Consider the following 22,095-nt stretch of genomic DNA (forward strand, 5'->3'; position numbering starts at 1 on the left):
GCCATTGCCTGTAGACGTGCTTCGGTGGATTTGACCGTGCGCATCGCAGGGTCAAAGCGGCGCATCATGAACTCCGCAAATGTCTGGCGACCACTAAAACGTTCTTCACGTAGCACATCAATCCGCTGGTTTACGATTGCTTCATAGGCGCCCGTCGCACCAAAGCGAAATGTTGACTTAGCGATCATATTTTCCAGCTCTGCTGAAATCGTCAAAAGCTGCTGCAATGTGGTGTCCGCATCCACATTCGCATCGGTCATCGCACCGACCATCGAAGACAGATCCGCCTCCAAAGCGCCCATACGTGCACCCAACTGTTTGACTCGTGCCAGCCCCAGCATGGAGGCCGATTTATACATCTCAATCTCGCACAGGCGTTGCACGACACGGCCAATTCGGCGGCTGCCCGTATCATCATCCGCAAAAATCGCGAACCGCATGTGCCCCGCCGGATCGATCCGGAAATCACCCGCAATAATTGCTGCGTCATCGAGCACGCGGCTGACCGCAAGGCTTTCGGGGACAAACCAATCCTGCAGGTTTTTGACGATAACATCATCAGCAGGACGAGGCGCTATGTGAAAAAGAGCCGAAGTCAGCCGCACACCGGGGGCTGCATCCAGCCAATCATTGGGAAACACATCGAATGCAACAGGATCAAACGCATTGCCCCGGTCGCTTTCCTCAAAAACCGTGTAGGTCACAAATTCCGTATGCTGCTCCCACTTCAGAGTGAAGCGACCAATCTGGCCGTAAAAATGCGTCGCATCTGGGGGCGGGTGTGCTGCACCGTACCGATCAAGCAAATCCACAAGATGGGCCCTGTCGGCACTTCGGTCCCGTGCAACAGCATTGGCCGGCTGCTTGATTGCCAGAAACACAGCCGTGCACGGCGCATCAAGCGATGGAAAAGGGCGCGCGTGAAGTTCATTGGCCAAATCATAGCGCAATTGGTGGTCGGTGATCGGGGCCATTGGGTCTGTCCTAGTTAGTTGCTAGTCAACGTAGGAGGATTGCGCCTGTTCGCAAACAGAAAAACCCCTTTATTTTCAACAATCTCAGTCTACGAATGTATGCACTTTGGCATATCGGAACGTTTTGCGGCCTCCCGTGGGCAAAGAAAAAGCCGCGCTCCAAATGGCGGAACGCGGCTTTTGTCATTTTAAATCGTTCAAAGATCAGTCGATCATTGGCAACAGTTTATCCAAGGATTGCTTGGCGTCACCGTAGAACATCCGTGTGTTTTCTTTGAAGAAGAGCGGATTTTCGATACCAGAATAACCAGTGCCCTGCCCGCGCTTGCTGACAACCACTTGTTTGGCTTTCCAGCATTCCAACACAGGCATGCCTGCGATTGGGCTGTTGGGGTCGTCTTGCGCCGCCGGATTGACGATATCGTTTGAGCCGATCACGATCGCAACATCTGTTTCAGGGAAGTCGTCGTTGATTTCATCCATTTCCAAAACGATGTCGTAAGGCACTTTGGCTTCAGCCAAGAGGACGTTCATATGCCCGGGCAAACGGCCCGCCACAGGGTGGATCGCAAAGCGAACGTTCTTGCCTTTGGCGCGCAACTTACGCACCAACTCGCTGACCGTTTGTTGGGCCTGCGCAACTGCCATACCGTAGCCTGGGATGATCACGATACTGTCTGCGTCGTTCAATGCAGCCGCTACACCGTCGGCCTCAATTGCGATTTGCTCACCTTCGACTGCCATCTGCTCACCTGCGGGGCCACCGAAGCCGCCCAAGATGACCGAGATAAAGCTACGGTTCATCGCTTTGCACATGATGTAAGACAAGATCGCACCAGACGAGCCAACAAGCGCACCCACAACGATCAAGAGGTCATTGCCAAGTGAGAAGCCAATCGCGGCAGCTGCCCAACCTGAATAGGAGTTGAGCATTGAAACAACGACCGGCATGTCAGCACCGCCAATACCCATGATCAAGTGATAGCCGATGAAAAGCGCCAGCAACGTCACCAGCACCAACATGAACATGCCGCCACCGTTGAAATACATGATCGCGAACAGCACAGACAGCGACGCAGCACCCGCATTCAACATGTGCCCCCCGGGCAATTTGGTCGCGGATGTATCCACCCGCCCCGCAAGCTTGCCGTAAGCAATGACCGAGCCTGTGAACGTCACTGCCCCAATGAAGATGCCCAAGACCAACTCAACACGTAAGATTGAGACCTCGACAGATGACTTTTTGGCCAAAAGCGCTGCAAAACCCTCAAGGCCTTTTTTAGCGGTGTAATCCATTGCCAAGACGCGGGTCAGTTCAATATCGGCGTTAAAGCCCACGAATACCGCAGCCAGACCAACAAGGCTGTGCATTGCAGCAACCAATTCGGGCATCTGTGTCATTTGCACTTTGGTTGCGAGTTGATAGCCAATCGCGCCACCTGCTGCGATCAAAATGATCGACAGCGCCCAGTAGCCTGACCCCGGCCCGATGAGCGTTGCAAAGACCGCAAGCGCCATGCCGACGATGCCATACCATACCGCGCGCTTGGCGCTTTCTTGACCCGATAGTCCCCCAAGGCTGAGGATGAACAAAACGGCCGCGACGACGTATGCCGCTGTTGTGAAACCATATTCCATGTCTCTAACCCTCTTAAGATTTCTGGAACATGGCAAGCATGCGCCGTGTGACGAGGAACCCGCCAAAAATATTAATGCCAGTCATAAAGACCGCCAGCGCACCAAGCACCACAACGATGCCAGACGTCGATCCTATTTGCGTCAAAGCGCCCAAGATGATGATCGACGAAATCGCATTGGTCACCGCCATGAGCGGCGTGTGAAGCGAGTGCGATACATTCCAGATCACTTGGAAGCCCACAAAGACCGAAAGCACAAACACAATGAAGTGCTGCATAAAGCTGGCTGGCGCGACAAGACCAATCGCCAATAGCAAAGCACCACCGGCAGCCAAAAGGCCAACCTGGGTTTTGGTTTGCTTTTTAAACGCTTCGGTCTCAAGCGCGCGTTTTTCGTCCGCAGTAAGCTCTTTGATCGGTTCTTTCTTTTGAACCGCAATCGCGGCCACTTTTGGTGGGGGCGGCGGGAACGTGACCTCACTTGCGTGAGCAACAGTTGCACCGCGGATCACATCGTCGTCCATATCATGAACAATCACACCGTCTTTTTCAGGGGTGAGATCCGTCAGCATGTGGCGGATGTTCGTTGAATAAAGCGTCGAAGATTGAGCAGCCATTTGGCTTGGGAAATCCGTGTAGCCAATGATGATTACGCCGTTGTCGGAAACGATCTTCTCGTCCATGACGGTCAACTCACAGTTGCCGCCCTTCTCTGCCGCCAAGTCAACAATGACAGACCCGGGCTTCATCATCTCAACCATGTCTTTAGTCCACAAAAGTGGCGCCGCGCGGTTGGGGATCAGAGCAGTCGTAATAACGATGTCGATATCAGGAGCGATCTCGCGGAACTTCTCAAGCTGCTTTACTTGGAATTCGGGCGATGAGGGCGGCGCGTAACCGCCTGTTTCTGCGCCATCGGGCAATTCGCTGTCGTCGAATTCAAGGAAGACAAACTCAGCGCCCATGCTCTCGATCTGCTCTGCCACTTCGGGGCGCACGTCGAACGCGTAAGTAATGGCGCCAAGCGAAGTGGACGTCCCGATCGCGGCCAAACCTGCAACACCTGCGCCCACAACTAAGACTTTTGCGGGCGGCACTTTACCAGCAGCCGTGACCTGACCTGTGAAAAATCGGCCAAAGTTGTTACCCGCTTCAATAACCGCGCGGTAGCCTGCGATGTTGGCCATTGAACTGAGCGCGTCCATTTTCTGCGCGCGGCTGATGCGCGGCACCATATCCATGGCGATGACGCTTGAGCCTTTCTTGGCCAAGCTCTTCATCAACTTTTCGTTTGCTGCCGGATAGAAGAACGAGATCAGCGTTTTTTCCGCGCTCAATCGTTTGGCTTCTGTATCAGAGGGCGGACGTACCTTGACGATCACGTCGGCAGCTTTCCACAGCGCCGCTGCGGTTTTCACCACCTCGACACCTGCAGTCGCATACGCGTCGTCAGAGAACCCCGCAGCTGCGCCGGCCCCCGTCTCGATCACGCACGAATGCCCAAGTTTCTGCAACTGGAGCGCGCTATCGGGCGTCATTGCGACCCGGGCTTCGCCCTCAAAAGTTTCTTTTGGTGCGCCAATTATCATCTGGTGCGTTTCCCTTCAGTAAGATTTATGACCCTAACCTAATACGCTGAGTCCATTTGGCACTACCCATTGAAATAATATTGCGCAAGAGATGTGCGCGCTAACAGTGCTGTGATGTGTCAAATTAGTGCACCAGCGGCTATTTGTTAAACTCCTAAGGGCCCAGTTACGTACGATTTAGACTGCCAAAATCTTTCTGAAAGACGCCGTGATTAAGATCAAAAATATCCAAGATACGGACGCCGCAGCGTGTTACGACGTGTTTTATCACGCCGTTCACGAAGGCGCGCAGCCTGCTTATTCTGCACCGCAACGGCACGCTTGGGCGCCATTCAAAGAAATGCCTCTGGGATTCGCACACGCACTTCAAGCCCCGTGCGCCCTAATGGCAGTCACGGACCAGATCGTTGGTTTCATAACAGTATTACAGGACGGCTATCTGGATTTGCTCTTTGTAGCCCCCGACCATCACCGCCAAGGTGTGGCCACAGTGCTTTACGAAAGCGTCTTACTGCAAACAAAAGGTCCACTTTATACTGAGGCAAGCCACTTATCGCGGCCATTCTTTTTGCACCACGGCTGGCGCGAAATCACCCCGCAACGGGTGGAAAAGCGTGGGGTGGGGATGACCAATTTTGTGATGGAGCTAAGTCGTTAATTCCTAACGCTCTGCGCGGTATGCGCGTGCCGCATCCCCAAACGCTGCAAACAAAGGCTTCGAAACTGCGTCTTTGTCCGCTTGATATTCCGGATGCCATTGAACTGACAACGTAAAGCCCCTGGCATCTTTGATATAAGTGGCCTCCGGCGTTCCATCAGGCGCCCAACCATCAACGACAATCCTGTCACCCGCGGTTTTGATCCCCTGCCCGTGCAACGAATTGGTCATGACCTTGGCCCGCCCCATCAGCTTTGCAAACGGGCCACCTTCCGTGAACGTCACTTCGTGGCGCATCGCAAACTTTTCTTCGAGAGAACCGTCAGGCGGCATTCGGTGGTTATCGCGCCCCTCCAGATCACGGATCTCAGGGTGAAGCGTGCCGCCCATGGCCACGTTTACTTCCTGAAACCCACGGCAAATCCCCAAGATCGGCAGGCCTGCTTCAACACACGCCCGAATAAGCGGCAAAGCAATCCGGTCACGACATCTGTCAAAAGTGCCATGGGCAGGTGTTTCCGCCTCACCGTATTCTTCCGGGTGCACGTTGGGCCGCCCACCGGTGAACACAAAGCCGTCGCAGGTCGCCATCAGGTCATCGACAGTGACGTGCTCCGGATCAGATGGGACAATCAACGGCAAGCCAACAGACACACGGGCAACAGCTTCGCAAGTCATCGCGCCCGCCGCATGTGCAGGATACTGATCATTGATCAGATACGAGTTACCGATAACCCCAATCACTGGACGTTGCATAGAATCCCTCTCGTTGATGCGTACGTTTACTTTAGTTACAAAACCGCAAAGCGAAAGATAATGAACGCACAAGCACCTCTGCCTGCACGCTCATTTCATTTTACGTCATATGGGGCTTGGCCCCTTCGATGTGCGTTAGATTTCGCCCTCGAGCTGCGCCAGCGCAAGGCCTGCCAATGCGGCCTCTGCATCATTGTCAGATGTATCGCCTGTGACACCAACAGCACCAATAACGGCGCCTTTTTTGTCGCGCACCAAAACGCCGCCCGGAACAGGAACAACCTGACCGCCGTAAACACCGTTAACCGCGGCCATGAAATACGCCTGCTGTTCTGCACGCGCCATCTGAGCTGTGCCTGCCATGCCAAGCATGACAGCGCCGTAGGCTTTGCCCTGCGCGATGGCAAAACGACCTGGTGCCGCACCATCTTCACGCTCGAACGCTTTGACGTGACCGCCAGCATCCAAAACGATGACAGAAAGCGGCTTCAGCTCCATCTCGCGGCCCTTGGCAAAAGTGCCTTTGATGATTTGACGTGCTTTACGAATTGAAATCTCAGCCATTTGTCAGGCTCCTGTTCTTTTATTGAGTTTCTTTAAGATCGAGACGGCGCGCGTGGAGAACCGGCTCTGTGTAGCCGGATGGCTGTTTCGTTCCTTCAAATACCAGCTCGCATGCAGCGTTGAAAGCAACACCATCAAAGTCGGGTGCCATCGGGATATAGGACGCATCATTTGCGTTTTGTCCGTCAACCACAGCCGCCATTTTGCGCAGCGCATCCATGACGCGGTCACGGCTTACAACGCCGTGATGCAACCAGTTTGCAAGCGCTTGGCTGGAAATACGGCATGTTGCACGGTCTTCCATCAGGCCCACGTCATTAATGTCTGGCACTTTTGAACACCCAACGCCTTGATCGACCCACCGCACAACATATCCCAAAATACCTTGGGCGTTGTTTTCGATCTCCTGCTGAATTTGCTCTGCGCTCCATTGGGTGCTGTCAGCCACTGGAATGGTCAACAGATCAGCTAATGTGCCGCGCGCACCGCCAGCTTTCAGATCAACTTGCACCGCAAAAACATCTACGTGGTGGTAGTGCGTCGCGTGCAACGTCGCAGCCGTTGGAGATGGAACCCAAGCGCAGTTTGCACCTGATTTTGGGTGACCGATCTTGGCATCCATCATGTCTGCCATGCGATCCGGCATCGCCCACATACCTTTGCCAATCTGCGCTTTACCCTGCAGGCCACAAGCCAAACCGATATCCACGTTGCGATCTTCATAAGACGCGATCCACGGGGTAGCTTTCATATCGCCCTTCATCATGAACGGGCCTGCTTCCATAGATGTGTGAATTTCATCACCCGTACGGTCCAAGAAGCCAGTGTTGATAAACGCCACCCGGGATTTTGCAGCACGGATACATTCCTTCAGGTTCACTGATGTACGGCGCTCTTCATCCATAATGCCAAGCTTCACCGTGTTTTGCGGCAGCTCCAAGATGCTTTCGACGCGGGTGAAAATCTCGTCTGCAAAAGCAACTTCCGCGGGTCCGTGCATTTTAGGTTTCACAACATAAACCGAGCCGTGCAGCGAGTTACCGCCCCCACGCTTTAGATCATGCATCGCGATCAGCGTGGTGCACATCGCATCAAGCAAGCCTTCACCAATCTCGCTGCCGTTGGCATCCCGTACCGCGGGCGTAGTCATCAAGTGGCCAACGTTGCGCACCAACATCAACGCGCGCCCTTTCAAGGTCAGCACAGTACCGTCTTTTGCTGTGAACTCCAGATCATCAGCCAATACGCGGTCGAAAGACTTACCGCCCTTGCTTACAGCTTCGCGAAGATCGCCCTTCATCAAGCCGAGCCAGTTTTTGTAAACCAGCGCTTTGTCCACACCATCCACGGCCGCCACGGAATCTTCGCAGTCCATGATGGTCGACAGTGCAGATTCCAAAATGACGTCGGCAATGTTTGCGGGATCAGTCTTGCCGATCTGATGCTCTGCATCGACCACAATGCGAATGTGCATGCCATTCTTCACAAGCAGAATTTCAGTCGGTGAGCCGTCCTTGTGACCTACAAATTGCGCGGGATCCGCAAGAGCCACTACGCCACCTGCGATCGCACAGCTTAACGCGCCACCCTCAACGTTCAGACCAGTCACATCTGACCATGAGCCGGTAGCAAGTGGCACTGCAACATCAAGATGTGCCTTGGCTTTTGCCACAACGCGCAATCCGCGCGCCTCATCATAGCCGCCCGCTGCAGGCAGGTCGCCCAAGGCATCAGTGCCATAGAATGCGTCATACAAGCTGCCCCACCGCGCGTTTGCGGCATTCAACGCAAAGCGTGCGTTGTTGATCGGCACAACCAACTGAGGACCCGCGATGCTTGCGATTTCAGGGTCCACATTCGCAGTTTCAATCGCAAAATCATCGCCCTCTGGTACAAGATAGCCGATCTCTGTCAAAAATTGCTGATAGGCTTGCGCATCATGGTCCGTTCCACGGCGCTCAATATGGTATGCATCGAGCTTTGCTTGGATGTCTGTGCGCTTGGCCAGAATCGCTGCATTCTTTGGGCCCATGTCGGCGATCAGGCCTGCGAGACCATCCCAGAATGTATCGGCATCAACGCCAGTACCCGGAAGGGCGGATGTTTCAAGAAATATCGCCAGTGTTTCGTCAACATCCAGCCCTGCTCGTTGCAAGCGGTTTTGGTTTGTGTCGGTCATGAGGTGCCCTCCTAGGCAAGTCATTAGAATTTCGGGTTGGCCGGACCCTGATGGATTGACGGCCCCTTCGCAAACGAGAAATATTGACTGTCGATTAAGTTTTACTTCACTGAACGTGGTTTTGACTTGGCATCGCGCCGACACCGATCTGAGCAAAAACGGACCTCATCCCACACTTTTTCCCACTTTTTTCGCCAGTTAAATGGCAAACCACACTGTGCACATGATTTTGAGGGAAGGTCAGATTTCTTTCGCATTTTTGGCATATCAAATATCAAAGCTCATTTGGCGTGTATCCGGATCTTTGGGGGCTTTATCGCGCTGAAATCCACGGTCTGATTTGCGGCTGGCGTGCTTTTTGACGATTGTTTTCGCCTCATTGCGAAAGGCCGCGCCCTTGCGGACTGACCACACTTGGTCGCGGGCAAAGCGCGCAGCTTGCGGCAAATCAACTATGGGTTCAGGATATAACGTGCCAACAACTGTGCCCGCACCGTCCCAACGCCAAGGTTCGTGCAAAAAGCGATCAGGTACCTGTGCCAATTCAGGGCACCAGCGGCGTGTAAATATTCCGTTCGGATCCTGATCAATCCCCTGTTTAACCGGATTATACATCCGCACCGTATTGATACCGGTCGTGCCAGATTGCATCTGAACCTGGCTCCAATGAATTCCCGGCTCATAATCTGTGAACATCTGCGCTAAATGCGGGCCCGTGCTGCGCCAATCAAGCCAAAGGTGGTAACTTGCGACGGACATCAACATCGATCGCATCCGAAAATTCAGCCAACCGGTGTGGATCAAATACCGCATACAAGCATCAACAAATGGAATGCCCGTTTGTCCGGTTTTCCATGCATGAAGTCGGTCAGCATCAACCTGTTTTGGCCTAAGGTTTTCGTAGGCCGAATGCATAGCCTGATACTCAAACCGAGGTGCATCTTCGAGCTTTTGCATAAAATGATCGCGCCATGCCAAGCGGCTCTGAAAGCTGCGCAATGAACTGCTCCACCCTGACCGAGTACCTGCCACTTCACGGCTCCGCGCCTGTCCTGCATGGGCCGCCTCACGGACCGAAAGCGCGCCCAGCGCAAGATGCGGCGACATCCGTGAACAGGCCCACTCCCCTTCAAGCGGTGATGACATTGCAGCGCGGTAAGACTGGCCGCGCTCTGCCAAAAACCCACCGAGCAACGACAATGCTGACCCGCGCCCACCGGCCTGTCGGTCCGGGCAATCATCCACTAACGAGAGGTCCGAAAGGCTTGGCATACGCTGGCTTTCCACACCGTGAGGCCGCATGGCAACGGGGGAATCAATCTGAGCCAACCGAACAGATTTCTCTCGACTGGCCGCCCACCCATCCCGAGAGCGCAGGCCACGGACTACACCAAACTGGGGCACCTGCGTCCACGCAATACCCGTATGTTTGGCCCACGCAGCTACCCGCTGGTCCCGCCGAAACGTCCATGCGTTTCCCGTTTCTTCCGTGCTAAAAATGTGATTAATCTGATATGTCTTTGACAGTTCATCAAGAGCCTGAACCGCATCTGCAACGCGCAAGATCAACGGCGCGCCAAGCCCGGCTAGTGTTTTGGCAAGCTCGTGCAGAGTTTCTCGCAAAAATGCATATTGCCGCGCCGAAGTATCGGGCAGCTGCCAGTATTGCCTCTCCACAATGTAGAGAGGCACAACAGGATGGTCACCCTGCATCGCCTTAGCGAGTGCGGGATTCTCGGCAACGCGCAGATCACGCTTGAGCCACAAAATATTTATCATTTGGTCCACGCAGCGGGATGTAAGGCGGGCGAACATATGGACAAGCATGAATGTCTATCAAATACGTCGGATCGACTTGCTCCGCATCACGCCTCGGCCTACGTTTGAGGGCAACGTAGCTGACACATTTGTGCGCAAGGACACCCCATGAAAGATGCAAGCCCCCAAACCATTTACTTGGCTGACTACACAGTTCCCGCGTATCTTGTGGACAGCGTACACCTGACGTTTCAGTTGCATCCAACGGCAACACGCGTGACCTCAAAAATAGCATTTCGCCCTAACCCAGAAAGTGCGGACCGCGCCTTTCATCTACACGGCGAACACATGAAACTGATATCGGCGCGCATTGATGGCCAACCTGTCGATGTCAGCATCACACCCGATGGCCTTACTGCGGATGTGCCTGACGCACCGTTTATCTGGGAAGCGGAAGTCGAGATTGATCCACAGTCTAACACCGCGCTTGAAGGACTTTACTTGTCCAACGGAATGTTTTGCACGCAATGTGAGGCCGAAGGCTTTCGCCGTATCACGTATTACCCAGACCGGCCCGACGTTATGTCGGTCTTCACCGTTCGCATCATGTCTGATCTGCCCGTTCTATTATCAAACGGTAACCCAACAGACAGTGGTGACGGTTGGGCCGAATGGCACGACCCCTGGCCAAAGCCCGCGTATTTGTTCGCACTTGTTGCCGGTGATCTGATCGCACATTCAGACAGCTTCACAACATCCGAAGGCCGCGATGTGGCGCTCAATATTTATGTGCGTGCAGATGACATCGACAAATGCGCATTTGGGATGGAGGCGCTGAAGGCCTCAATGATGTGGGATGAGCGTGTTTACGGGCGCGCCTATGACCTGGATATCTTCAATATCGTTGCCGTCGATGACTTCAACATGGGCGCCATGGAAAATAAAGGGCTGAACATCTTCAATTCCTCCGCGGTGTTGGCCAGCCCAGAAACAGCAACCGATGCCAACTTTGAGCGTATTGAGGCAATTATCGCCCATGAATATTTCCACAACTGGACTGGCAACCGGATCACCTGTCGTGACTGGTTCCAGCTATGCCTAAAAGAAGGGCTTACTGTATTTAGGGACCAGCAGTTCACTGCAGACACCCGTGATCCTGCTGTCGCTCGCATCAATGACGTAAACGCCCTACGCGGCAGGCAGTTTCGCGAAGACGCTGGCCCACTGTCCCACGCAGTCCGCCCTGATAGTTTTGTAGAGATCAACAATTTCTACACGGCTACAATCTACGAAAAAGGCGCCGAGATCATCCGCATGTTGATGACGATCTTGGGCGAAGAGGACTATTACAAAGGCCTGACTGAGTATTTCGAACGGCACGATGGGCAGGCCGTCACGATTGAGGATTTCTTTGCCTGCTTTGGCGATAATGATCCGCGCCTGGCGGGTTTCTCTCGTTGGTGGCACCAATCGGGCACGCCGCATGTGACCATAGAACAATCATGGCAGGGCAGTCAGTTGACGCTTACAGCACGCCAAGAAACGCCCCCTTCTGCGCAGCAACAGCACAAAGAAGCACTTCCGATCCCCTTAGCAGTTGGGTTGATTGATGCAGATGGTCGCGACCTGTCGCCTACCAATGTCTTGATGCTGAACGAAACCGCACAAAGCTGGATGATCGATACCCGCACCACCACACCGGTTTGGCAAGACAGCACCGCATCCGCCAGCGATCAACAAAACAACGACGCGCCCGACGCCCTCACCCTTTCGCTCAACCGTGGCTTTGCCGCGCCAATCATTTTGCACGCAGGTCAAAGCGAGAATGACCTATTGCGTCTGATGGCCCATGACAGCGACACATTCAGCGCGTGGGAAGCAGGCCGGAACTTGGCCTTGAACACTCTTGGCGACATGGCGCGCGGCATCAAAACCCCGTCCGATGCTTACGTCGATGCGTGGTGCTTAAGCCTTCGCAGCGAAGACCGCGCGCCTGCGTTTCGCGCACTGGCCAGCGCGTTACCTTCCACGATGGACATCGCCACGCACATTAAATCCGAAGGGCACATACCGGACCCACAAGCAATTTATGATGCGCGCGAAACTTTGAGCCAGCAATTTGCGGAGGCCGCGCAAGATAGCTTGCAAAGACTCTTTGCGCAGCATCAAGTTACGCAAGCTTACCGCCCGGATGCGGAGCAATCAGGCAAACGCGCGCTTTGTGGTCGTATCTTAGGGCTGATTACGCGTCTTGATGGCGGTGCCGAGGCTGCAAAACAGCACGCCAACGCCGACAAGATGACAAACCAACTCACGGCACTGGGCTGCCTTATTGGCACCGAGCATGCCACCAAAGCTCTTGAGGCCTTTTACCAACAGTGGGCCCAAGAGCGGCTAGTCATCGACAAATGGTTCGGCATTCAGATCGGCCAAGCAGCACCTGCTGACGCCAGCAAAGTCGCTAGGTTGCTCACAGAACATGAAGCATTTAACGTCAAGAACCCCAATAGGTTCCGCGCGACACTCGGTGCACTTGCCGCAAATACTGCAGGGTTTCATGCGGCGGATGGCAGCGGGTATGCGCTTTTGGCCGATTGGCTTATTACGCTGGATGGCATCAACCCACAGACCACAGCACGGATGACTTCCGCATTTGAAACATGGGCCATGTGGGACAGCGCCCGCGGCAAGAAAATGCGCGTTGAAATGAAGCGCATTCTGTCAACGCCCAACCTAAGCAGTGACACCACAGAAATGATAACGCGGATACTTGGGTAGCAATTCTTAAGGGCGCTGCCGTGGTTGCGAACCAATGGACCTCGGCCCAATGCTAGAAATAATACACAAACCCATCGCTGACTGGACCGTGCTCACTTGCTCCTGGTTACGGGCACCGTTAGAAGCGTTGTCGAAAACCAAGAGGATACGTCTATGTTGGATCTGAGCCACACCGCCCCCAAACCCAAAGTGATCGCAGGCGCGAAACATGACTGGGAACTGGTGATTGGACTAGAAGTCCACGCTCAGGTCGCGACAAAGGCAAAGCTTTTCTCTGCAAGCTCCACACAGTTCGGCGCAGAGCCAAACGCCAACGTTGCATTCGTTGATGCGGGCATGCCGGGTATGCTGCCGGTCATTAACGAAGAATGTGTCGCCCAAGCTGTGCGCACGGGCCTTGGTTTGCGGGCCAATATCAATCTCTACTCGGCTTTTGATCGCAAAAACTATTTCTACCCTGATCTGCCGCAAGGCTATCAAATTTCTCAACTCTACCACCCTATTGTGGGCGAAGGTGAGGTTCTGGTCGAGCTCGGTGACGGCACCGCACGAGTTGTGCGCATCGAGCGTATCCACCTTGAACAAGATGCCGGAAAATCAATCCACGACATGGACCCAAATATGAGTTTCGTGGATCTTAATCGCACAGGTGTGGCCCTGATGGAAATCGTCAGCCGCCCCGACATTCGCGGCCCCGAAGAAGCCGCTGCCTACGTCAGTAAGCTGCGCCAGATTATGCGCTACCTCGGTACATGTGACGGCAACATGCAAAACGGCAACCTGCGTGCAGATGTAAACGTCTCTGTATGTCGTCCCGGCGCGTACGAGAAATACATGGAAACCCAAGATTTTGACCATCTTGGCACCCGTTGTGAGATCAAGAACATGAACTCACTGCGTTTTATTCAGCAAGCGATCGAATATGAAGCACGCCGCCAAATCGCAATCGTCGAAGATGGCGGTAGTGTTACACAAGAAACTCGTCTTTATGATCCAGACAAAGGCGAAACACGCTCGATGCGTTCTAAAGAAGAGGCGCACGATTACCGGTATTTCCCTGATCCAGACTTGCTCCCCCTCGAAATTGAGCAATCATGGGTCAACGATCTGGCCGCAAATTTACCCGAGTTACCAGATGCCAAAAAGGCACGGTTTATCAGTGACTTCGGGCTGTCCGATTATGATGCATCTGTGCTGACAGCTGATACAGAAAATGCGGCATTTTTTGAAAAAACTGCTGAGGGCCAAGACGGAAAGCTTGCGGCGAACTGGGTGATCAACGAACTGTTTGGGCGCCTCAAAAAAGACGACAAAGACATCACCGAAAGTCCTGTCAGCCCTGAGCAACTGGGCGGCGTGATTGCTTTGATTAGCAAGGGTGACATCAGCGGCAAGATCGCAAAAGACCTGTTTGAAATCGTCTACACAGACGGCGGCGATCCTGCCGTCATTGTTGAAGAACGCGGCATGAAACAGGTTACTGATTTGGGCGCTATTGAAAAAGCCGTTGACGAGATCATCGCTGCTAACCCTCACCAAGTCGCCAAAGCCAAGGAAAACCCCAAACTTGCCGGCTGGTTTGTTGGCCAAGTCATGAAGGCGACAGGCGGTAAAGCAAACCCGAAAGCTGTGAACGAATTGGTTGCCCGCAAACTACAGGGCTAAACCGTCACCGTATGTGGGAGAGACGTGCGTCATGCCTCAATTTGAGTATAAAGTTCTGCCTGCCCCGACAAAGGTAAAACGCAACCGTGGCAGCAAGGGTAGCGCGGGACGGCTTGCGTTTACCGTTCAGGAAATGATCAATGATCTGGCGCTCAGCGGGTGGGAATATCAACGCTCTGACACCCTTCCCATGCAAGAACGGAGCGGGTTGACCGGGCGTGTAACGGTCTACCACAACATGCTTGTCTTCAGGCGCCCCGTAGACGACGCGCCGCACGAACAATCACTGGCAGCGCCAAGCAAATCAGAGCCTGACGACAATATTTTCGAGACTGATACCAGCGATAGTGAAACGCCCTGACTACTTTATATCAATCGAGAATGCGTGAAGTTCAGCCATCAAATCAGCGCCAACAGCAGCATGGATAGCGCGGTGTTTTGCAATTCGGCTACCCGTCAATGCGGCGCTCTTAATGATCACATGAAAGTGGCTTTCGCCGCCATCTTGATAGCCTGAATGACCGCGATGTGCCTCTGATTGGTCTTCCACGACCAACTGCTCTGGGGACAAAGCCTGAAGAGCCACCTCGATCCGTTCTTTGCGTGTCATTCTATTCGTCATATTCTTAATTTCACCCCTTTCGCCTCGCTGTCAAAACACTATTCTTATCGCTCCGAGTCGAACACCACTTTCTGAAGGATGTTGAAGATGAAAAAAGACGATCCATTTGGCTTTGATATGTCTGTATCTTCTGCAAAGAAAAAGAACCCGCGCGGACGCCGTGGGATGTCTGGTGCATCGGAAACATCTACCCGCGTATGCGATCGACCGGCCTGTGAAGAACGCGGTCAATATCGCGCCCCTAAAAGCCCCGACATTTTGGACGACTACTTTTGGTTCTGCAAAGATCACGTGCGTGAGTACAATCTGAAGTGGAACTTTTTCGACGGCACATCCGAAGAAAGCTTTGCCGAGCAAATGGACAAAGATCGGGTTTGGGACCGCGAAACAAAACCTTTCCGCACACCTGATGAACAGCGCGCATGGGCGCGTCTTGGGGTCGATGACCCACACCAAGTTTTGGGAGCGAACGCCACGCAAAACCTTGGACGAACATCCGGGACAACAACGCGCCGCCTGCCCCCAACCGAGCGCCGCGCGATCGAGATTTTAGAAGCCAAGGACCACTGGACCAAGACAGAAATTCGTAGGTCTTACAAAGCACTTATCAAGATCTTGCACCCCGACATGAACGGAGGCGACCGTTCAGACGAAGACAAGCTACAAGAGGTTGTCTGGGCGTGGGATCAGATCAAAGATAGCCGCAACTTTAAGTAAATCTGTGCTGCTTACTTCTGCTCTGGTAACCTTTTCGAAAGTACGTCTCTGCTAGGGCTCCCCACGTAACACAAACGCGTGGGGTTCGATATGCGGCATTGGTCTTTAGGACGTCAAATTATGGGGGGCATGATTGTCCTACAAATTTTGGCATTCGCAGTCTTTAGTTTTGGTATTTTCAAGACAGAGCATCAGGGGGACGAACAGGACCGCTATTTTCAGCTAACTGACCAATTATCTCGGGTTGATGCGCTTAGCTTCAAATATACTGCCGTTGACGCGTCCCTGCGCACCTACAACGCCTCACCTTCCATAGGCACGCTAGAGCAACTGGTTGCCCAGCTTGACACCACTCAGACCGAAGTGGGAATCCTACAACAAACACTCGGCTCGGCATCAAACATTACCGGTAAGCTGGCTGAACTGAATACGACATTAAACGCGTTCGACACTGATGTTGTCGCACTGAAACAAGCCCAAACTAAATTCAAAGAAGCTGACACGTCGCTACGCGACATTGGGGACGAACAAATCAAGCAAACAAAGGCCGTTATCGAGGCAGCTTACGCAATTGGTGACAGCTTTTCCGCATACCGTGGTAACTTGGCGCTCATTGATGCCATGAAGGCGCAAACCTTCGTGCGTGACTTTCTCGCGACCGGCAATCCTGAACTGCTTGAAGACGCCCGCGCATTGCTCGCGACTTCTACTGATAATGTCTCTCAAATTATCCAACGGACCCAAAACAAGCCTTATCAAGTATTCGCAATTGAAGTCGAAAAGCTGCTCAGCGGCTATGTCACAGTGATTGATCAACTAACCGCGTCTCGCACGGAGCGACGCAGCCTTTACACGACAATCGATAGTCATAACATCATCGCGAGTAGTATACTTGCTCAACTTATACAACAGAGCGCAAAAGCTGATACGACCAACCGGGCCGAGCTTCCAGCCGAAAAGAACAGTTCAGTCCTTACGTTCGCCATCGCCTCCGGCGCTGTGCTTCTGTTCGGGCTGATATCTTCGGCAGCTTTCGTGGCCAACTTGCGGCGCGACATCTCAAGCTCAATTTCAGAAATGATGGCCGTAGCAAACGGTGATTTCGACCTAGAGGTCAGCGGGTTAGACCGCAAAAACGAGCTTGGTCAGATCGCCCGCGCATTGGATGTTCTGCGTAAAGAAGGGGCGCGCGCCAAGGAACTGACACTCCAGAATACAAAAGAAGCCAACAAGCGGATCGAGCTTGAGCAAGCAAATGCCCAGCAACGTGAAGCGAAACTCAAGAAAGAACGCTAACAGCGAGAAAAAGAGGCGAAGCGAATAGCCGTTGAAAATGCTGAAATGGTCAGGTTGCGCGCCGACATCGCGAATGTGGTGGATGCTGCGTCAGACGGCGACTTCACAAAACGGATCGTATCCAAGTTTGAAGACCGTGATTTGCAAAACGTAGCCGCCTCCATCAATGCGCTGGTCGCTCAAGTTGAAGACGGACTACAAACTACGGGCCTTGTCATGGAGCGTTTGGCATTAGGTGACGTAGGGGCGCGTATGGAGGGTACTTTCCACGGTGCTTTTGCAAGGCTGCAAGAAACCGTAAACGAAACGGTACAGTCGCTCGCCCAATTGGTGAGCACCATTCAAACAGACTGCTCACAGCTTGACCACCAGTCCGCCGATATGACGCTTAGCTCAAACGACATGGCTAAACGCGCTGAACAGCAGGCAAGTGCTCTGGAAGAAACCACAGCTGCCATGCTGCAGATCAAAGACCGCGTTGACCAATCCACAAAAACACTTGGTGACATCAGCCGATTTGCAGATACCACCTCTATGGAGGCCGAAAACGCCAGTAACGTCGTTTCGAAAGCTGTAGATGCGATGAGGGACATTGAAACCTCATCTGGTGAAATAAGTAAAATTGTTGGCGTGATCGATGAAATCGCGCTTCAAACAAACCTTCTTGCACTCAATGCGTCGGTTGAGGCCGCCCGCGCCGGCGAAGCGGGCAAAGGTTTCTCTGTAGTCGCAACAGAAGTGCGTGCGCTGGCACAGCGCTCGGCCAATGCCTCTAGCGATATCAGAACGCTGATCGAAACGAACGTCAGCGATGTAACAAAAGGTGCCGCCTTAGTAGGCAACACGGGTGACGCGCTGACCAATATTTTGGCCCAAGTTCAGAAAATGTCCGCAAATCTTGGCGATTTGCGTGAAGGTAGTGAAGTGCAAGTGGATGGCCTTACCGAAATTTCGACTGCCCTTGAAGCGTTAGACAAACTCACGCAGCATAACGCCAATATTGCACTCACGGGACGCGAAACTGCGCAGAACCTAAAATCGCAAGTGGCCAACATCCAAGGCGCAATTTCCGTCTTCCAACACAGCGACCCAAGCACAAGCGGAGGAGGCGCATCTGCCTATGCGGATGCGGGCGCGGCCTAACGGGAGTATTTTAGCCCTAGCCCTTGCCGAGACTTGGATTATGTTGCACCCAACGACGCAACAACATGACAAGACGTAGGTAGGACCCTTTCAGATGGCTGACGGAATGATCGATATTGAAGCTACGCCCACCAAACCAATTTCGGTTCGTGAAACATTTGGTATCGACGTGGATATGGTGGTTCACGGGTTTGAAGAAGCCTCTGACCGCGTGCCGGAATTGGACCCTACGTACAAATTTGATCACGATACAACTTTGGCAATCCTCGCGGGGTTCGAACATAACCGCCGTGTGATGATTCAGGGCTATCATGGCACTGGCAAATCAACCCATATCGAGCAAGTTGCGGCGCGCCTGAATTGGCCCTCTGTGAGGGTGAACCTCGACAGCCACATCAGCCGAATTGATCTGATTGGTAAAGACGCGATTAAGTTGCGTGACGGCAAGCAGGTCACTGATTTCCAAGAGGGCATTCTGCCTTGGGCCCTTCGCACGCCAACTGCAATTGTTTTTGATGAATATGACGCCGGTCGTGCAGACGTAATGTTCGTTATCCAGCGGGTGTTGGAGGTAGACGGCAAGCTTACACTGCTCGACCAAAACAAAGTGATCACACCGCACCCGTATTTTCGTATCTTTGCAACAGCCAACACCGTAGGTTTGGGCGATACAACGGGACTGTATCACGGCACGCAGCAGATCAACCAAGGTCAAATGGACCGCTGGTCACTCGTCTCAACGTTGAATTACTTATCTGTTGAAAAAGAAGCTGCGATTGTTCTTGCCAAATCGCCTTACTACGACACCGATCACGGACGCAAAACACTTCAACAAATGGTGCAGGTTGCAGACCTTTCGCGTACGGCGTTTATGAACGGTGACCTCTCAACAGTTATGTCCCCGCGCACAGTCATTGCTTGGGCACAAAACGCTGAGATTTTTGGTAACGTTGGCTATGCTTTCCGACTGTCGTTCTTGAACAAATGTGACGAGCTCGAACGCCAGACAGTCGCCGAATTCTACCAACGCTGCTTTGACGAAGAGCTTCCTGAAAGTGCTGCGAACGCCAGCGTGGGTTAAGGAAAAGGGCTGACCATCGGCCAACAGGCGTCCCAATGGGACGCCGCCAACACCCAAATTGTTGCTCAATATTTCGATTGTGCCCTACGCCAATCGCACTAGGTTGCTGATCATGACGAAAAACAATGACAACCCCGCGGATCCGTTCAAAAAGGCACTAGCCGAGGCCACAAAAGTAATGGCGAACGACCCGGAGTTGTCCGTCAGTTTTTCGGTCGACCAGCCAGGGGCAACAAACGAAACGATCCGTCTTCCGCAAATCAGCCGTCGCATGACACGCGATGAGGTACTGCTGGCGCGTGGCACTGCAGATGCTTTGGCACTTCGCCATAAGTTTCACGATCCATCAACCCACAACCGTTACGTTCCAGATGGACAGATGGCCCGCGATATTTACGAGGCTATGGAAACGGCTCGGATTGAAGCTGTCGGCGCCGAGTACATGCCAGGCACCGCTTCGAATATCGATGTGAAAATTACCAATGACGCGCTGCGCAAAGGCTATGATCAGATCAAAGAACCTGCAGAAGCTCCCCTGGCGGTTGCTGCGGGCTACCTGATCCGACATCTCGCGACGGGTCGCCCACTTCCTGCGGGCGCACAAAATGTTATGGAGCTTTGGCGTGGCTTTATCGAGGACCGCGCAGGTGGCACTCTCGGAAATCTGTCAGACATGCTCCAAGATCAGCAAAGTTTCTCGAAGTTTGCACGTCAGATTATTGATGACTTGGGCTACGGCGATCAGCTTGGTGATGATCCTGACGACTTTGAAGATGACGAAGCAGACGACAGCGACGGCGCATCTGAAGACCCCCAAGAGCCTGATAGCACCGGCTCGGATGATGACACTGGTGAGGAGGAAGCCGAAGCCAACCCTGAGCAAAGCCAAGAACAGCAACAAGACGCTGCGCAGTCATCGGTTCAACTTGATGACGCTGCTGACCAAGACATGGGCGAAGAGACAGAGATGCCCGAAGGCGAAGCCCCTACTGAGCCGCCGTCGCCTCAGCCCATCTCTGATGCAGACCCCCTCTATGAGGCTTGGTCGACAGAACACGACGAAGAAATTCGTGCCGAAGATCTTGCCGAGCCTGCCGAGTTGGAAAGACTGCGCGCTTATCTTGACCAACAGCTTGACCCTTTGAAGGGCGCGGTTTCGCGCCTTGCGAACAAGCTTCAGCGCCGCCTTCAAGCACAGCAAAACCGAAGCTGGGAATTTGATCTTGAAGAAGGCACTTTGGATGCGGGCCGCTTGGCACGCGTGATTGCGAACCCGACCACCCCGCTTTCATTCAAAGTTGAGAAGGACACCGAGTTCCGCGACACGGTCGTAACACTACTTCTCGACAACTCTGGCTCAATGCGCGGCCGGCCCATTTCAATTGCAGCAATTTGTGCGGATGTCATGGCGCGAACGCTTGAGCGTTGTCAGGTTAAAGTGGAAATTCTCGGGTTCACGACGCGGGCGTGGAAAGGCGGGCTTTGCCGTGAAAACTGGCTCGCGGATGGGCGTCCACAGCAGCCAGGCCGCCTAAACGATTTGCGCCACATCATTTATAAATCGGCTGATTCACCATGGCGCCGAGCGCGTCCTAACCTTGGCCTCATGATGAAAGAAGGCTTGCTGAAAGAGAACATTGATGGCGAGGCGCTTGAGTGGGCGCATCGGCGCATGATCTCAAGACCAGAAGCACGCAAAGTATTGATGGTGATTTCAGACGGCGCGCCCGTTGATGATGCGACCTTGTCCGTCAACCCAGCCAACTATCTTGAGAAACACTTACGCGACGTGATTGCTATGGTTGAAAAACGCAAGGCAGTTGAACTGGTTGCGATTGGTATTGGGCACGATGTGACCCGCTATTACGATCGCGCGGTCACGATCACGGACGTTGAACAACTGGCTGGCGCGATGACCGAACAACTGGCTTCGCTGTTTGACACGGACCCACGCGCACGCGCCAAAGCACTGGGAATGAGGAAAGCCGGATAATGCATCAAGCTTTTGTAACGCGCACACGCCCCCAAGACGGACCGCCACGATTGGCCGCACTCCGGAGTGAAATGCAGCGCGCAAAGGTGGACGCTTTCCTTGTGCCACGCGCCGACGCCCATCAAGGCGAATACGTAAATGATCACGATGCACGGCTCAGCTGGCTAACAAGTTTCACAGGCTCTGCGGGTGAATGTATTGTAACCGCGACTTCAGCCACGATGTTGGTTGATGGGCGCTACACGTTACAAGCGCGCACCCAATGCGCCGATGACTTTAAGGTGATCCTGAGCACCGAAACGCCCCGCCATGAATGGCTGCGCGACACGCTCAAGAGCGGCAATACGGTTGCCTATGATCCTTGGCTGCACACCGCCGGCGAGATTGAAGCGCTAATCAAATCCTTGGACGGATCGGGCATTGCGTTGCGCGCGACCGAGAACCTGATCGACAATATCTGGGCGGACCAACCTGACAGGCCGCAGGGTCAAGTTATCGCCTACCCCGAAGATCTTGCCGGCAAAACATCCCGTGAAAAATGTCGTGCCTTGGCGGCTGAGTTATCAAGAGCGGGTCGCAGCGCTGCGGTACTAACGCTCCCAGATAGCATTTGTTGGCTTTTGAACATTCGCGGCAGCGACATTCCCCGCAACCCTATTGTCCAAGCCTTTGCTATTTTGCATGC

Annotated in this window: 19 protein-coding genes; 10 read left to right on the plus strand and 9 right to left on the minus strand. The window is 53.5% G+C overall.

Annotated elements, in window-relative coordinates:
- The 3 genes from ACTF5M_RS09340 to ACTF5M_RS09350 form a co-directional block, all read right to left on the minus strand.
- The coding region (locus ACTF5M_RS09340) for a DUF3422 family protein (protein ID WP_438960747.1) at positions 1 to 974 on the minus strand (974 nt) is incomplete at its 3' end.
- 204 nt (positions 975 to 1,178) lie between these two features.
- Complete coding sequence (locus ACTF5M_RS09345; protein ID WP_438960748.1) at positions 1,179 to 2,612, minus strand: NAD(P)(+) transhydrogenase (Re/Si-specific) subunit beta; 1,434 nt, start codon at positions 2,610 to 2,612, stop codon at positions 1,179 to 1,181.
- 13 nt (positions 2,613 to 2,625) lie between these two features.
- The gene (locus ACTF5M_RS09350; protein WP_438960749.1) at positions 2,626 to 4,200 is read right to left on the minus strand and encodes a Re/Si-specific NAD(P)(+) transhydrogenase subunit alpha; all 1,575 of its coding nucleotides are present in this window, start codon (positions 4,198 to 4,200) and stop codon (positions 2,626 to 2,628) included.
- 208 nt (positions 4,201 to 4,408) lie between these two features.
- Between ACTF5M_RS09350 and ACTF5M_RS09355 the strand changes: the two genes are divergently transcribed.
- Positions 4,409 to 4,858, plus strand: a complete 450-nt coding sequence (locus tag ACTF5M_RS09355; RefSeq protein ID WP_438960750.1) for a GNAT family N-acetyltransferase — start codon at positions 4,409 to 4,411, stop codon at positions 4,856 to 4,858.
- A gap of 3 nt (positions 4,859 to 4,861) precedes the next feature.
- On the opposite strand, the gene ACTF5M_RS09360 is transcribed toward ACTF5M_RS09355, so the two are convergent.
- The 5 genes from ACTF5M_RS09360 to ACTF5M_RS09380 all read right to left on the minus strand — a co-directional run bounded on the left by ACTF5M_RS09360 (position 4,862) and on the right by ACTF5M_RS09380 (position 10,136).
- Entirely contained in the window at positions 4,862 to 5,614 is a 753-nt protein-coding gene (locus ACTF5M_RS09360) for a gamma-glutamyl-gamma-aminobutyrate hydrolase family protein (protein ID WP_438960751.1), read from the minus strand.
- Positions 5,615 to 5,749: 135 nt separating this feature from the next.
- Entirely contained in the window at positions 5,750 to 6,178 is a 429-nt protein-coding gene (locus tag ACTF5M_RS09365; RefSeq protein WP_048597899.1) for a GlcG/HbpS family heme-binding protein, read from the minus strand.
- A gap of 19 nt (positions 6,179 to 6,197) precedes the next feature.
- The gene (locus ACTF5M_RS09370) at positions 6,198 to 8,357 is read right to left on the minus strand and encodes a malate synthase G (RefSeq protein ID WP_438960752.1); all 2,160 of its coding nucleotides are present in this window, start codon (positions 8,355 to 8,357) and stop codon (positions 6,198 to 6,200) included.
- 101 nt (positions 8,358 to 8,458) lie between these two features.
- Positions 8,459 to 8,623, minus strand: coding sequence for a DUF2256 domain-containing protein (locus tag ACTF5M_RS09375; RefSeq protein ID WP_438960753.1), 165 nt, complete (start codon positions 8,621 to 8,623; stop codon positions 8,459 to 8,461).
- Position 8,624: 1 nt separating this feature from the next.
- Positions 8,625 to 10,136 carry an FAD-binding domain-containing protein gene (locus tag ACTF5M_RS09380; RefSeq protein WP_438960764.1) on the minus strand — a complete coding sequence of 504 codons (1,512 nt, stop codon included), beginning with the start codon at positions 10,134 to 10,136 and terminating at the stop codon, positions 8,625 to 8,627.
- 147 nt (positions 10,137 to 10,283) lie between these two features.
- On the opposite strand from ACTF5M_RS09380, the gene pepN reads away from it, so the two are divergent.
- The 3 genes from pepN to ACTF5M_RS09395 all read left to right on the plus strand — a co-directional run bounded on the left by pepN (position 10,284) and on the right by ACTF5M_RS09395 (position 14,919).
- The gene (gene pepN / locus ACTF5M_RS09385) at positions 10,284 to 12,893 is read left to right on the plus strand and encodes an aminopeptidase N (protein ID WP_438960754.1); all 2,610 of its coding nucleotides are present in this window, start codon (positions 10,284 to 10,286) and stop codon (positions 12,891 to 12,893) included.
- A gap of 153 nt (positions 12,894 to 13,046) precedes the next feature.
- Positions 13,047 to 14,558: an Asp-tRNA(Asn)/Glu-tRNA(Gln) amidotransferase subunit GatB gene (gene gatB, locus ACTF5M_RS09390; RefSeq protein WP_438960755.1), complete on the plus strand. Its 1,512-nt coding sequence runs from the start codon at positions 13,047 to 13,049 to the stop codon at positions 14,556 to 14,558.
- A 31-nt stretch (positions 14,559 to 14,589) separates the two neighbouring features.
- Entirely contained in the window at positions 14,590 to 14,919 is a 330-nt protein-coding gene (locus tag ACTF5M_RS09395; protein WP_438960756.1) for a DUF4177 domain-containing protein, read from the plus strand.
- On the opposite strand, the gene ACTF5M_RS09400 is transcribed toward ACTF5M_RS09395, so the two are convergent.
- On the minus strand, positions 14,920 to 15,180 hold the full coding sequence (locus ACTF5M_RS09400; protein WP_438960757.1) for a BolA family protein: 261 nt from the start codon (positions 15,178 to 15,180) through the stop codon (positions 14,920 to 14,922). It lies immediately after the preceding gene.
- A gap of 87 nt (positions 15,181 to 15,267) precedes the next feature.
- Between ACTF5M_RS09400 and ACTF5M_RS09405 the strand changes: the two genes are divergently transcribed.
- The 6 genes from ACTF5M_RS09405 to ACTF5M_RS09430 form a co-directional block, all read left to right on the plus strand.
- A complete protein-coding gene (locus tag ACTF5M_RS09405) occupies positions 15,268 to 15,897 on the plus strand; it encodes a DnaJ domain-containing protein (RefSeq protein ID WP_438960758.1) in 630 nt (209 codons plus the stop codon).
- Between the two features lie 90 nt (positions 15,898 to 15,987).
- On the plus strand, positions 15,988 to 17,193 hold the full coding sequence (locus ACTF5M_RS09410; RefSeq protein ID WP_438960759.1) for a hypothetical protein: 1,206 nt from the start codon (positions 15,988 to 15,990) through the stop codon (positions 17,191 to 17,193).
- 45 nt (positions 17,194 to 17,238) lie between these two features.
- On the plus strand, positions 17,239 to 18,336 hold the full coding sequence (locus ACTF5M_RS09415) for a methyl-accepting chemotaxis protein (protein WP_438960760.1): 1,098 nt from the start codon (positions 17,239 to 17,241) through the stop codon (positions 18,334 to 18,336).
- A 94-nt stretch (positions 18,337 to 18,430) separates the two neighbouring features.
- The gene (cobS, locus tag ACTF5M_RS09420; RefSeq protein WP_438960761.1) at positions 18,431 to 19,417 is read left to right on the plus strand and encodes a cobaltochelatase subunit CobS; all 987 of its coding nucleotides are present in this window, start codon (positions 18,431 to 18,433) and stop codon (positions 19,415 to 19,417) included.
- 112 nt (positions 19,418 to 19,529) lie between these two features.
- Positions 19,530 to 21,410 (plus strand): cobaltochelatase subunit CobT, encoded by a 1,881-nt coding sequence (gene cobT, locus ACTF5M_RS09425; protein WP_438960762.1) that lies wholly within the window; start codon positions 19,530 to 19,532, stop codon positions 21,408 to 21,410.
- Positions 21,410 to 22,095: aminopeptidase P family N-terminal domain-containing protein (locus tag ACTF5M_RS09430; protein ID WP_438960763.1), on the plus strand; the 686-nt coding region annotated here is incomplete at its 3' end. The genes cobT and ACTF5M_RS09430, both read left to right, overlap by 1 nt.

Origin of the sequence: Nereida sp. (assembly GCF_965655635.1) — a bacterium.
In the GTDB taxonomy this organism is placed as follows: Bacteria; Pseudomonadota; Alphaproteobacteria; order Rhodobacterales; family Rhodobacteraceae; genus Nereida.

Bases quoted from the DNA above. Each gene is read 5' to 3' on its own strand.
- ACTF5M_RS09345 (WP_438960748.1), bottom strand. From the start codon at position 2,612: ATGGAATATGGTTTCACAACAGCGGCATACGTCGTCGCGGCCGTTTTG.
- ACTF5M_RS09350 (WP_438960749.1), bottom strand. From the start codon at position 4,200: ATGATAATTGGCGCACCAAAAGAAACTTTTGAGGGCGAAGCCCGGGTC.
- ACTF5M_RS09360 (WP_438960751.1), bottom strand. From the start codon at position 5,614: ATGCAACGTCCAGTGATTGGGGTTATCGGTAACTCGTATCTGATCAAT.
- ACTF5M_RS09365 (WP_048597899.1), bottom strand. From the start codon at position 6,178: ATGGCTGAGATTTCAATTCGTAAAGCACGTCAAATCATCAAAGGCACT.
- ACTF5M_RS09370 (WP_438960752.1), bottom strand. From the start codon at position 8,357: ATGACCGACACAAACCAAAACCGCTTGCAACGAGCAGGGCTGGATGTT.
- ACTF5M_RS09375 (WP_438960753.1), bottom strand. From the start codon at position 8,623: ATGCCAAAAATGCGAAAGAAATCTGACCTTCCCTCAAAATCATGTGCA.
- ACTF5M_RS09380 (WP_438960764.1), bottom strand. From the start codon at position 10,136: ATGATAAATATTTTGTGGCTCAAGCGTGATCTGCGCGTTGCCGAGAAT.
- pepN (WP_438960754.1), top strand. From the start codon at position 10,284: ATGAAAGATGCAAGCCCCCAAACCATTTACTTGGCTGACTACACAGTT.
- gatB (WP_438960755.1), top strand. From the start codon at position 13,047: ATGTTGGATCTGAGCCACACCGCCCCCAAACCCAAAGTGATCGCAGGC.
- ACTF5M_RS09395 (WP_438960756.1), top strand. From the start codon at position 14,590: ATGCCTCAATTTGAGTATAAAGTTCTGCCTGCCCCGACAAAGGTAAAA.
- ACTF5M_RS09400 (WP_438960757.1), bottom strand. From the start codon at position 15,180: ATGACGAATAGAATGACACGCAAAGAACGGATCGAGGTGGCTCTTCAG.
- ACTF5M_RS09405 (WP_438960758.1), top strand. From the start codon at position 15,268: ATGAAAAAAGACGATCCATTTGGCTTTGATATGTCTGTATCTTCTGCA.
- ACTF5M_RS09410 (WP_438960759.1), top strand. From the start codon at position 15,988: ATGCGGCATTGGTCTTTAGGACGTCAAATTATGGGGGGCATGATTGTC.
- ACTF5M_RS09415 (WP_438960760.1), top strand. From the start codon at position 17,239: ATGGTCAGGTTGCGCGCCGACATCGCGAATGTGGTGGATGCTGCGTCA.
- cobS (WP_438960761.1), top strand. From the start codon at position 18,431: ATGGCTGACGGAATGATCGATATTGAAGCTACGCCCACCAAACCAATT.
- cobT (WP_438960762.1), top strand. From the start codon at position 19,530: ATGACGAAAAACAATGACAACCCCGCGGATCCGTTCAAAAAGGCACTA.